At 53.4% G+C, this 12,611-nt stretch carries 9 protein-coding genes; 2 read left to right on the top strand and 7 right to left on the bottom strand.

The annotated features are described in order from the left end of the window. Positions 1–7: 7 nt before the first annotated feature. From D9N13_RS05715 to D9N13_RS05705, 3 genes are all read right to left on the bottom strand, one after another. Positions 8–1,060, bottom strand: a complete 1,053-nt coding sequence (locus D9N13_RS05715; protein WP_290587076.1) for a cytochrome-c peroxidase — start codon at positions 1,058–1,060, stop codon at positions 8–10. A 17-nt stretch (positions 1,061–1,077) separates the two neighbouring features. Next, on the bottom strand, positions 1,078–2,694 hold the full coding sequence (locus D9N13_RS05710) for a methyl-accepting chemotaxis protein (RefSeq protein ID WP_290587074.1): 1,617 nt from the start codon (positions 2,692–2,694) through the stop codon (positions 1,078–1,080). 117 nt (positions 2,695–2,811) lie between these two features. Beyond that, complete coding sequence (locus D9N13_RS05705) at positions 2,812–4,608, bottom strand: diguanylate cyclase (protein ID WP_290587071.1); 1,797 nt, start codon at positions 4,606–4,608, stop codon at positions 2,812–2,814. 153 nt (positions 4,609–4,761) lie between these two features. On the opposite strand from D9N13_RS05705, the gene D9N13_RS05700 reads away from it, so the two are divergent. Together D9N13_RS05700 and D9N13_RS05695 are read left to right on the top strand one after the other, a co-directional pair. After that, a complete protein-coding gene (locus D9N13_RS05700) occupies positions 4,762–6,042 on the top strand; it encodes a hypothetical protein (protein WP_290587069.1) in 1,281 nt (426 codons plus the stop codon). 44 nt (positions 6,043–6,086) lie between these two features. Then, the gene (locus D9N13_RS05695; protein WP_290587067.1) at positions 6,087–6,608 is read left to right on the top strand and encodes a hypothetical protein; all 522 of its coding nucleotides are present in this window, start codon (positions 6,087–6,089) and stop codon (positions 6,606–6,608) included. Between the two features lie 26 nt (positions 6,609–6,634). Here the strand turns inward: D9N13_RS05695 and D9N13_RS05690 are convergent, their stop codons facing one another. The 4 genes from D9N13_RS05690 to D9N13_RS05675 all read right to left on the bottom strand — a co-directional run bounded on the left by D9N13_RS05690 (position 6,635) and on the right by D9N13_RS05675 (position 12,431). After that, on the bottom strand, positions 6,635–7,141 hold the full coding sequence (locus D9N13_RS05690) for a hypothetical protein (RefSeq protein WP_290587065.1): 507 nt from the start codon (positions 7,139–7,141) through the stop codon (positions 6,635–6,637). A 17-nt stretch (positions 7,142–7,158) separates the two neighbouring features. Beyond that, positions 7,159–8,640 (bottom strand): hypothetical protein, encoded by a 1,482-nt coding sequence (locus D9N13_RS05685; protein WP_290587063.1) that lies wholly within the window; start codon positions 8,638–8,640, stop codon positions 7,159–7,161. Positions 8,641–9,038: 398 nt separating this feature from the next. Further along, complete coding sequence (locus D9N13_RS05680) at positions 9,039–10,418, bottom strand: DUF1329 domain-containing protein (RefSeq protein ID WP_317622465.1); 1,380 nt, start codon at positions 10,416–10,418, stop codon at positions 9,039–9,041. 21 nt (positions 10,419–10,439) lie between these two features. Continuing rightward, positions 10,440–12,431 carry a DUF1302 domain-containing protein gene (locus D9N13_RS05675; RefSeq protein ID WP_290587059.1) on the bottom strand — a complete coding sequence of 664 codons (1,992 nt, stop codon included), beginning with the start codon at positions 12,429–12,431 and terminating at the stop codon, positions 10,440–10,442. Positions 12,432–12,611: the final 180 nt, after the last annotated feature.

Here is a 12,611-nt window from a genome sequence, read left to right as displayed (position 1 = left end):
GTCTGGATCAGAAATTATTCGGCGGGATGACCGGTAACGTGAAGGCCTGTGGTGGCGTTGTCAGGGCTTTCATAAACGCCACCAGGTCATTTTTTTCTGCCGGGGTCAGCTGCAACGCCTTCATGTTGGGAGACAGATTGGTTTTGACGCTGCCACCGGTTTCATAGTGGTTCACAACGTCCATCAATGTTGCGGCGGAACCATCGTGGAAGTACGGTGCCGTCAGGGTGATGTCACGCAAAGTGGGTGTTTTAAAGGCGCCCTTCATCAAACCAATGGGCTTGATGGCATAGCGGCCCATGTCCGGGTTTTCCTGCCCCCAGGATTCCAGGCCGATATTGTGAAAGCCGTTATCGGTAAAATTCGGAGCTGAATGACAAACGGCACAGTTACCCTTGTCGGGATCGACGAACAGCTTAAAGCCATTTACCTGCTGTTTGGTCATGGCTTTTTTGTCACCCTTTATCCAGCGGTCAAATGGGGAGTTATTGCTGATCACAGTCCGTTCGAAGCTGGCAATGGCCTTGGCCAGTGATTCATCCGTGATACCCTGCTTCGGATAGGCTTTGGCAAATGCGCCCACGTAGGTGGCGTTGGCCTGCAAAAACTTGATGGCTTTGTTCAAATCGACGTTCATCTCGGCACTGGACAGCATCGGGCCCAAGGCCTGGTCTTCCAGGGAGCTTTTGCGGCCATCCCACATTTGCAGATGGTTGTAGGCGGAATTGGTTACCGTAGGCGATGCCCGCCCCAACACTTTACTTTGAAACCCTTTCGCAGTGGGCAGGCCGTCTGACCAGCCAAATAATGGGCTGTGGCAGGTGGCACAGGACATGTTGCCGTCACCACTCAAGCGGGGATCAAAGAACAACATTTTACCCAGTGCAATACGTTCAGCGTTGGGCTTGTTGTCAGCCGGATAGGGCACTGCCGGCAACAACCATTCCTGCAGGCTGGCGTGGCCCGGTTTGAACGTGTATTCCTGCTCGCCGATTGCTGTTGTGGCCAGCAGCGAACAAAGGACTAAAATTACCGGGGTAATCCAGGATTCTGTCTTCATATAGCCTCCTTACTATTTCATTGTGTGAAATGCGATACCATGTTGTTCAGCGTAGTGGAAGACGCCGATAGATCGTTGGAAAGATCATCCATGGTGGATGCACTCTCCTGTGCGGAATGACAAATACGTTGCAGCTGTTCGATAAAATGCCGAATATCTTCAATAGCCTGCATCTGCGACTGGTTGATCGACAAAGCGGATTCAATGCGACTGCGGGATTGATCGGAATGCTCGTTGGCGTTCTTCACTTCGCTGGCGCTTTTATCAAACAGTTCGGCGTTGCTTTTCAATTCGTTGTTCACCAATGACAACAAATCCGTCACCTGGCTGAAGTGAGTACTCATGGTGGTGGCTAAATCAGAAATCTCTTTTACGGCATCGCTGCTGCGGTTGGCCAGCGAGCGCACTTCGTCGGCAACCACGGCAAATCCACGGCCCTGCTCGCCGGCACGAGCTGCCTCGATGGCGGCATTCAACGCCAACAGATTGGTTTGTTCGGATACGCCTTGAATGGTTTCTGCAATACTGGTGATGGAATTCGCAGATTGGGCCAGCGTATTGATCTGGTCTGACAGGGTGTGCACCTGTCGTTCAAATTCCTGTTGCAGCTTGATTGATTGGGTAATCTGCTGGTTGGCGGCGGAGCAACTGTTGGCCGTGCTTTCTGCATCATCATTACTGCTCTGCAGTAAATCGCTCACTTCGTTGGCTACATTCACCAGTTCAGCAATTTTGGCATTGATGGAATGGACGTAGTCGTTGACGTGGCGGGCATTTTCTGCGGACTGATGCGCACTGCCGTTTACCTGGTTGGCGCTGTTGTCCAGCTGGCCCGCCTGAACCTGCATCTTGTTGACGATGTCCCGGGTGGATTGCACGGCGTGACTGATGGCTTGAAACGTTAATGATAACTCGTCGCTACCGCTCTCCTGGAGTTTGATATTCAGGTCACCTTCGGCAAACCGACCCATGGAGCGTTGAATGCGGTGCATTGAAGACAGCAGGCGTGCTATCAGCAAAAAGGCGATCACGCCCGTCAGCAGGAGCCCGGCCAGGGTCCATAACGCCAGTGTCATGATAACCTGACGGCTTTGCTGTTGAGTGGTTTCCGTCAGTGAGCTTAGTTCAGCGAACTCGTTACTCAGGATATTCTGGGCAATGTCGATGATGCGTTTGGTTTGGGGAGCAATGGTTTTAAAAGCTTCATTGGCTTCATCATCGTGATTTTTTTTGCCAAATCCGATTACTTTCATCTGCAACGGGCGCAAGGCTTCAAGGTCCTGTTTCAGAGTGGCGACCGCAGTGTTGCCCGGAATGGCTTCTTCCAGTAGTTGTATTTGCTCGTCCAGACTGGAGGAGGCCTTAATCGTGGCGATGGCGTTCTGGCGAATGTCTGCCGGGGCGCTGGAGGCAATCAATGCTTGTAGATCCCGCTGCAGGCGCATGATGGCCATTAGAGTATTGTTGGCCTGGTGTTGTCGGCTTTGGGAACGTTCAATGGCGCTGGCCAGTTCCTGATTCTGCTGGGTCAGGGTGGTGCCCGCCAACAGTACGCAACCCACCGCCACCAAAGCCGGTAGCAGGCACATTGCAATCAGTTTATAACGCCAGGAAACTCGATTAAGCCAGGACATGAGAGCCATACAAAAACATTCAGACTACTCTTCAGAATAGACAATGGGGTCTGGCTATCAAGGATATTGGCAAAAACTATCAAGATAGATAGCAGCCTGGTGTCAGGCAGGATCGGTTCAGGCCGCCTGTTGCCGGCAAACCCGGTTACGGCCCTCTTTTTTGGCGGCATACAATGCATTATCCGCACGTTCTAAAAGGTTTTCCAAGCTGCTCTTTTCATTTGGAATAACCGAATGAACCCCGGCACTGATGGTGATTGCCAGTGGGCCGTTACGGGTTTCCACCGGGCTTTCTTCGATGAGCAGTCGAATTCGTTCTGCCACCGTAATGGCACCTTCGGTTTCAGTTTCCGGCAGAATGATGCAAAACTCTTCTCCGCCGTATCGGGCCGCAAAATCAGTGGGCCAGCGCACACCGTGTTTTACCCGGTTGGCCACTTCCTGCAGGCAATCATCACCCACCGGGTGGCCGTGGGTATCGTTGACCGATTTAAAATGATCAATGTCCATTAAGATGATGGCCAGTGGGCGCTGGTAGCGTTTACCCCGTTCCCACTCTTCGGTCATCACGGTATCCAGATGACGTCGATTGTGTAGCCCTGTCAACTGATCGGTATTACTCAGGTCGCGTAATTGTTGAGTCAGGCTTTCCAGTTCCTGGGTGCGCTCCTGCACGCGGCCTTCAAGTTCCTCGTTGGCCCGCTGGGTGGCAATCAGTGCCTGTTCCTGTGCTTCGTAGCGCAACCGGCGCTCGGCATTGATGCGCTCAGCCAGGGCAAACGACAGCAGCACCACTTCCAGGGATGAGCCGATGTGGGTGCCGTATTCGGTGAACAGGTTGGTCGGCAGGATGCCCGCTTTGTTCAATGCCAGAATAATGCCCCCGGACAGCATGGCGGTCCAGGCGATGGTGTAGTATTTGGCGGTCACCTGGCCCCGATACCAGCATACACAGCCAGAGGCCAAAGCCATTACGCAGGCGCCTGCGGCCCACAGGATCAATACAGTAATGTTGTAGTGATAGGGAACGAAGAAGGCGCTGATGGCCAGGGCGATGCCGCCGTACCAGAACACCACCAGGGTTTTATCAATCCACCTGGAGTAATCCCGTACATTGAGAAAGCTGCGGGTGAACGAAGCCCCGAACACCACGACGCCGGATAGAAACACGATAATGGATTGATCATTCCACTGGGTAAAGGTCGGCCACAGATAACGGAACGAGTAGCCCCCCAGGCTGGCAAGAAACAGGGGCATGCAGAGCACATAGCCCACATACAGCAGATAGGTGCGTTCGCCCAGCACAAAAAAGATCAGCAGATTGTACGCGGCTATGACGATCATGGTGCCGAAGAATATGCCCTGCAGAATGGTGCGGGTGGTATCAAAGCCAAAAAAGGCTTCCTGATCCCATAAAGTTACCGGAACCTGAACCGCACTGCTGGATTCCACCCGCAGGTAGACCGTTATGTGCTGTTGGGCTTCCCACTGCATGGGGATGATAAAGTTACGGTGATCAAAGGGGCGCTTGTGGTAGGGGTATTTGTCACCCAGTTCATACTGTTGGAATACACTGCCGTCTGAAACCAGATAGACGTCCACATAGTCCAGTACCGCGTAACTTATTTCCAGCAGGCGGGACTGCTTCTTCTCCGTGGGATTATCGATTTCAATTCTCAGCCACCAGCTGGATTCGTTGTAACTTTTGTTGAAGGTTTTACTGCCGTTTTCGATCCACTGTGGATTGCCTTCCATGATATCCGCAATACTGACCTGGTGCTGGGCGTCTTCAATGTATTGCACTGAATTATTGAGATTGATGCCGTTGCCGTCATCACTCAGCAGCAGCGGTGAAGCGCTTACCTGCAGAGTTGTCATGAGGATGAGCAAAAATGCGATCAGGTGTCTGTGCATATCCGGGGGTTGCCAGTAATGTCAGGAGTCTCTTAAAGCGTAGCACTCTCTGAACAAAGTGAATGATTTGTATACTTGGTGGGGGTTAAATTTGCCGGATACGGGTGTACAATAGGGTGCGTTATAAGAATAACAACTAAACAGGCCTTTCGTATGAATCTAGCGAAATATACCCTTCTGCTGCTTACCCTGGTGTTTTCAGCCCAAAGTTACGCCATCCTACCCCCTCTGCAACAGATCGATGCCTTTAAGGTTATTTCCCTGGAAGGCGAGGACATACCCTGGGTGCTGGGTTGGAAGCTGGATGAATTGTCACTGGCAGCCATGGTTGATGGCGTGATGGAGCCCATTCCCTTCCAGATCGATCAGTACAATACCGGTGGCGCGATCTATTTTGAAGGCTGGCATGTGCCCATGGCCGGCGCCCCTGATCTGATGGATACCACTGATAAGCTGTTGTTTCTGTTCAAGGATGCCGGTGCCAGGCGGGATCCGCGGGCGCCATATGATGGGGAAATGGTGGCCGAAATCGTCACCCGCGATAGCAACGGAGTAGAACGTTTCGTCTATCTGGTGCGACATTCCCGGTTACGCTCAGAAGAGCAGTATGTGCGCTACAGTGCCGAGCTTGGCTTGGTAGAAACGGATTTTTACAGTTTGCGTTACAACAAGAAGAACCACCTGAAATGGGATGATTTCAGTTATATCAATTACGTGGGTGAGCGGCCGCTGGATTCCATGAAGCTGCGCCTGAATACCGGGATTCTGACCTCGGTAACCGACACCGAATTGAACAACGACCAGATGATCGCCCTGCCCACCGGTGAGATAATCGGGCCGATTCGTACCACCACCCAGTTGGATTTCAATTTGTACCTGTTCGGGGTTTCCATTTTGCAGCTCAGTATGCAGATTCATCATTATCCCAAGTCCATCATGTATGACGTACGCGGGATTATTCCCGAGTTGCGGCGCAAGCTGCTGGTGGATCCGTCACTGACCATGTCCCTGGATGCCAACCGCCTGTTGGGGGCCAACACCTACACCTCCGCCTGGGATGGTGAGCCGGGCCTGGTGGACGGTGTGGTGGACGACAATGAAAAGGCCTTGATTGAGGCCGGCCTGGACCCGGCGGATAACTGGATCTGGGTGACCTCCAAGCGGAATCTGGATATCCTGGCGTTTGTGGATTACCTGGGGGATTTCAATGAACCCATGTCCCTTTTGTATAAGGACAGCCTGGATTTTGATGATCCGCCGGAAGTGTTTCCAGGGCAGATGCCCAATGTTGGGTATGGTATTAACGAATTCCCGATGTCGGGATTCATCGGGTTTGTGGTGAGCCTGTTTGTCAGTGATGGCTATGAAGGTGATCCCAAGGTGTTTGCACCCTATGCCCGCACCTTGCCCGAGTTGGAAGTTCGGGCGCTCTGATTGGCCGTGATCGTCGGATGTGTCGGATGTATAGGAACGTAAGAATGAAGAAAACATGGGTTGGTTCAATGTTGCTGGTTTCCCTGTGGGGCTGTACCACCACCGGGGAAACGGAGCTGGACACAAAAGTTGCCGCCTTGACCACCTGCGAAAAGATCGATGCGCTGATCAAGGGTCACAAGCACGGGTTTCCCAACCTGCGTACCACTCAAAGCAGTGCCAAGATCATGGATGTGTGGAAAGCCCGCTATCACCTGGTGGGGGATTCCTGTCAGGTCTGGGGTTGGGGGGCTGCCCGGTTCAGCTATGTATGCACACTGACCGAGCCCGGGCAGGACCTTGCCATGGAGCACTTCAATCAAGCCAAGGCCAAGACCCGAGAATGTTTGAGCCCGCAATGGGCCCTGCAGGAAGGCCCCCGGGATAATGGGGAAGGCGTGAAAGCCGAATTCAGCAAGCCCGGTGAGAAAACCGTGGTGACGCTGGTGGCGGCATCCTCGCCCACGGTGTTCAAGACAGAGTGGAAAACTTACTATTTTGTCGGTGATCCCAACGACATCCGCTAAGCCGATGGGTTATTCAAAGCTGATCGTTACTCGGTTTCACCTTCATGGAGCGTGGCCTTTGCCAGGGCAAACTGGCAGGTAGGGCTCTCCACTCCGCGGGATTTGCTGGACAGTTTCAGGCTTTCGCCATCGGTGACGATGGAATAGCCGCCGTCGCGCTGTACCACCTTCAACTCCACGTTTTCGTCATTCATGATCAGGTTCTGGAACAGAACCTTTTTGAACGATTGATGGGGGTGATCAATGTAGAACTCATTGTAAAAGTCTCCATCCTCCACCGCCATAGTGACGAACGTGGTTTCGCCCGTGGTGTAAAAGTTGGCATTGCAGGTCTGATCGCCGCCGGCTTTGCCCACCAGTTCCACCCGGCCGACGCCGGAGCGGAACTTGCTCAGGGTCTCATTGAGCAGGTTCTTGAATTCCTGATGCACAGCGCCGTTTTCTCTGGGTACTTTGACGATGGTGCTGTCAGCCAGGGCAGTGGCAGAACCCAGCATTGCGGCCACACACAGTCCAGTTGTTATTGTTTTCATAGCATCGTCTCCGGTGGTTAACGCAGGTGCTGAACCAGAAGTTTGGGAAGCACCTTGGCCTCTTCGGCCAACAGTAATCGGTGAGCATCCTCATCACCGGCAAAATACACTCGCCGCTGATCCGCTTCGGTTCCGTTCTCAATATTAAACCGGCCAGACGCGGTGGGTACCCGTACTACATTGCCTCTGGCATCAATGCTGGGGATCTGGCGTTGGTAATCCAGGGGGCCTTTCGCATCTTTCTGCCAGCGGTTATAGAAGAATTTGATGTTCGACGTAATCAAGCGCTTTTTCGCCGATTTGATACAGGCAATGTATTCGGCATTGGTCATGGTATTGTCCGGATCCGGTTTGACGCAGGCACCCTTGGTGTCATAAACAATGTTGGCCCGCAAACCTTCCAGGCCAATGGGATCCAGCACCGCCAGAAAATCAATGGTACGTTTTTCCGAGTAGGCAATGCGGGTGGCGGCATCAATGGCGGCGCCGCCGCCCAAGCCGTGGCCGATCAGAATCAGTTTGGCTTCTTTGGGAATCTGGCGAATGTAATCGCGAAAGGCCTCTTGAAATCCCAGGCTGTTGGCCGGGCCCGCTCCTGTGTCAAAGCCGTTCCAGTTGGCTTGGATGTATTTGGCGCCGTAGGATTCCACCCAGCTCTTCAGGTGCAGGGTATCTTCGATGTTGGGTTCCAGCTCGCCGGAAATCGCAAATACATAGGCATCGTGATCCCCATCCAGTTTCAGTTCAGCGGCCGCTGGCGATTTGCCGGCCGGCTTTGGTACCGCCGTTTCCGCCTGAATGGATTGCTGTTTGCTGCTCTGCTCGCGCTTGAATTGGGTGACCAGGCTGTTGAATTCCTGGTTTTCCTTATTCAGTTTTGCTTGCTGGTTTTTCAGCTCGGCCCTTAGATTATTCACTTTGCGCGCGGTGTTGTCCCGTTGACTGATCAACGAGGCAATGCGGGGATCCTTGTCCAGTGAATTGTCATCCACGTCTTCTTTTTGCGCATCAAGCTGGCTTTGCAATTCGGTCAGTTTGCCCTTGGCTGTTGCCAGTTCGGACAGCAGTGGCTGCTTTTTCTTCTCCAGGGCAACGATCTGAGCCTGATACTCTTGCTGGCGCGCTTCGTAATCACCCTGGGCCAGGCGCTGTTTCAGTACATTCAGCGCCCCATGGCGTTGCTGGTCGCGCTCCATATCCCGGCGTACGATGTCGATATCGAAATCCACCAGCGAGATGTCTTTTTCGATGCGCTCGATCTCGAATGTCTGACGTTTCAGTTCCCGTTTGGCTTCATGGACCAGTTTGCGTTCTTCCGTACGTTCTTCGCGGATCAGCTTGCGCTGATCCAGAATCTGCTTGTCCAGGCTCCACAGGCTCTTTTCCAGGTTGCTGATGGCGGATTCGGTGTTGCTGATGTCCTGTTTCAGCTGCTTGACCTTGGAGGCACTGGTATTGATCTGGGCCTGGGTGACTGCCTGGGCGGTGCCCCATAGCATGCAGCTCAGTATCACGCAGACACGAATGAATAGCCTCATGCAGTCGATTGATAGAATTTGAAAATGTAAGCTCGCCATGGTGTTTCGATACTTCTTATAGTTATGTCCCTGAATGACCGACCGTTCTTATTGTTATTCCAGCTTGAGCCTGACGTGTGTATATGGCTGGTCTGAATATGTGTCATCAAACTGTGATCAGGTTCTCAATGCAGAATAAGACGGTTCCTGTTCCTGTGCAAGTCCGGCACCGGGGCCGGAGACGCTCTTTCCACTCTTTAATAGTGCCATATCAGCCTGTTACAGACTGTGGATTCCCTGTAAAATGTTTGTACAAAAAACAATCAGGCATAAAAAAAGGGGTGCTTAGAGCACCCCTTCATTATACCCAATCCGCGTGGTTAACGAACACCGCTACGGCGCAATGCCGCAGGCTGGAACTCCCGCTTGGAGAATTTCACCTCAAAGTTGGTGCCCTGGGGTTCGTTGTTCTCAAAACCCAGTGCCAGGTAGCGGCCCGCATTCAAGTCATACAGGGTTTCGATGGCATAGCCCTGTACGTCCACGTTGTAGTAGAACATCTGATGTGCTTCCGCCACACGCCACAGATTACCGCGGCCATCGTAGTGATCGATAACGCTGGCCAGCCAGGTGTCTTCGTCCAGGAAGAAAACACGCTTGGCATAGATGTGGCGGGTACCTGCACGCAGGTTGCCTTCCACTTCCCACACCCGGTGCAGCTCATAGCGGGCCATGTCCTGATTAATGTGGCCGGCCATGATCATGTCGTCATAGGGCACGCCTTTCTTGTCCAGTTCGTAGGAGTTGTAAGCAACGTACATCTCCTTCTTGCCTTTCAGGGTCCACTCATAACGGTCGGGAGAGCCATTGTACAGGTCGAAGTTGTCCGCGGTCCGCATGCCGTCGGATGCTGTACCCGGGCCATCATAGGCTACCTGGGGGGCACGCCGCACACGGCGCTGACCGGCGTTGTAGATCCACGCGCGGCGGGGCTCCTTCACCTGGTCGATGGTTTCGTGCACCAGCAGTACGTTACCGGCCAGGCGGGCAGGTGCTGTGACCTGTTGCTTGAAGTAGAACATCACGTTGTCATCTTCACCGGGCACGTAGTCGGTGAGCTGATTGGTTACGGCCAGCTGGTCATTGAACATAACCATACTGTAATTACCGTTGGCCTGTGGTGTGACCTGGCCGATGGTGCGCTCCAGGGAATCACCGCGCCAGCGGCCGATGTGGTTCCAGATCGCCTCCAGGCCATTCTGGGGAATGGGGAAGGGGTAACCCTGCAGGTTCAGGCCCTTGAGGCCGGTGGCCCCCACGGTCTCTGCTTCCAGGGCGTTCTTTTTGGTCAGCTCCACAATACGATCGGGCATGGCGTAGGGGCGACGGGTTTCGTACACCGGCATGCGATAGGTATCGGGATACTTCTCAAACATGGCAATCTGACCGGGGCTCAGTTTGTCTTTGTACTGATCCAGGTTCTGAGCGGTAATGGTGAACTTGGGCTTGTCATTGGGGAACGGGTTGCACAGGAACTCCCCCCCCTTGTAACAATCCGGGTTGCCTTTCATGCCCCCATCCCACTTGGGAATGGTGCCGTCGGCGTTTCCGGCCACTTCTGCCCCGCTGGGGGTCAGTTCGTTACCGAGCTTTGCCGCTTCTGCCGGCGGTACCTTGGCGAAGGCCGGTGCGGCCGCCAGCGTGGAAGCCAGCACTGCGCCGGCCAGGAGTTTCAATTTGTGCGTTGATTTCATGTTCATATCCTTGTTTCCCCCCACAACTTAGAACGAGGCTTGGGCGCTGATGGAATAGTAATCGCGGTCAGCGAGCTGGTTATATGGTTCGGCACCGTAGAAATCGGTGTAGGACACCTGCACCGAATAGGTGTTCTGGTAAACACCCTCCAGCGACATGCCCAGAGCTTTACGATCTTCCAGGAAGGTGGTGATGGGCGATGGTGTGGTGCCGTACACGTCATGACTGAAGCTGATGGTAGGCTTCAGGTTGATGCCGGCAAACACGTTGTTGTATTCACCAGTGAAGCGAAGTTTATAGCCCCAAGCACCTTTGGTCGGGAAGTAGTCGTCTTCAGCAGTGGCTGATTCGGTGACATCAAACGCGTCAAGTTGATTGAGCAACAAATCGTATGGAGCCTGGGGAGCGCCGCCAACCACCGCTGAGAAACCACCAGTAATAACCAAATTGTCCGGTACCCGACCAGTCATATTAAGGGTAGCGTTGTAACCGCTGTTGAGCGTGTATTCATCGCGGCCAGCTATGTCGGTGTATGAGCCTGCAATGTCCAGAATGGCAGTCCAGCGTGATGCGCCCAAAATGCGGTCAAAGAAGTGAATAAACGCCAACTCTGCCTGGTAGTAATCTTCTTGGACATAACCCTGGCTGTACTCCCCTATTTCCAGTGACGTGTAGCAATCGTAGTCATTCTCCTTGCCGCAGGAGGTGCTGGGTAACCCTGCCAGGCCTGCCAGAGTGCTGCCGTCCTCTTGTGCAAATGGCTGATCTTTCCGCATGCTGATTTCACCGGAAATGGAGGTGGCTCCCCCGGGCAGCCCAATATCCAGCGCGGTATTGAAACTAACCCCCAGCAGCTGAATGTCTTCCGGGTACTCTACAAAATACTCAGTGGTGGGGAACAGTGCAAAGGTAGATAAAGTCCCGAGGCTTCCCACGGTCTGAAGTGTTGCTCTTGCTTGTGCCAGTGTTGTGTTCTCATCCCAGCCAAATGTTGAGGCCAAAGCCGATGCTGCCGGATCAGGCATATAGCCACTGGTGACAGGCAGTCGTGAATGATAATTCATGTAGTACACGGCAAATTCTGTTTCGATGGATTCCACGAAGTAACGGGCCGCCAAACCGTATTGACCGCTGTCATCCGGTTCCACGTTATCGCCTCGCGCCAGTACGGTGTTCTCAGCACCTGCTACGCCTGGCTCATTACCGCCGGGGTAGAAGCCACCGTAACAGTTATCGCCGACAATGTCGGTGGTGGAAAAGAAGGTTCCACACGGGGGAAGCTTGGTTTCTTCCCAGTCGAACAGTACAAAGGCTTCCAGGGTCAGGTTTTGGGTCAGGCCCAACGAGCCGTACAGGGAGTTCAGGGGAATCAGGGCGTCTTTTACTTCCGAGCCGGGAGCGAGAAGCGCCTGGACGTCAACCGGGTTCACGGTGTTGATGCCGTTGGGGAAGAAAATGCCTTCACCCCAGCTGATTACCTGTTGCCCTAAACGAACGTTAAGTGGCTTGTCTCCAAGCCACCAGTCGCCCCACACAAAGGCATCCAGGATATCGGCACTGCGGCCATCGCTTTGGTATGGGTCCAGGGGATTGCCATTGGCATCCTGGCGATAAAAGGCGGGCCGGTCGGTAGCCCCGTCGCCGTTGACGATACGGTGGTCGTAGAACGCCTTGCCCCGTATAAAGGCGCCATAGTTTTTATAGTTCAACTCAACATCAACGGTGGCTTTGATGACTTCTGAGAAGGTAGAGCCTTTTTTCCACATGAGGTTGCCGCCATCCTGGGAGCTGGTGCCGGCGAAATGACCGGATTCACCAGCTGCGTTGGCATTCTCGGTACCAACCCCCCGATAATCCCGGTCCTCGGCCCGCCAGGAGGCACCTACGGACACCGTGGTATCAACCTGCATTCGAAAATCATCTTTAACGTACTCGAAGCCATACGCCGGTACCACTGACCCGGCTGCAGCGACCGCCGCGGCCAGAGCAGATACCTTAAATCGCTTGTTCATTGCCATTAGAGTCGAACTCCATTTAAGTATGTATTTTTATATGGAAGACCAAACCGTGCAGGAATCGAATAAGGAGGGATAACAATAAGGAATCTGGGCAGCAAATTTGGGTTTTCTTATTGTTATCGTTGAACCAATTCGATAGACGCACCTTCGCACTTTGGTTAGCAAAAAATATATACGTAA

It is taken from the genome of Ketobacter sp. GenoA1, from assembly GCF_003671475.1.
In the GTDB taxonomy this organism is placed as follows: domain Bacteria; phylum Pseudomonadota; class Gammaproteobacteria; order Pseudomonadales; family Ketobacteraceae; genus Ketobacter.
This window is presented reverse-complemented; position numbering and strand designations above follow the sequence as displayed.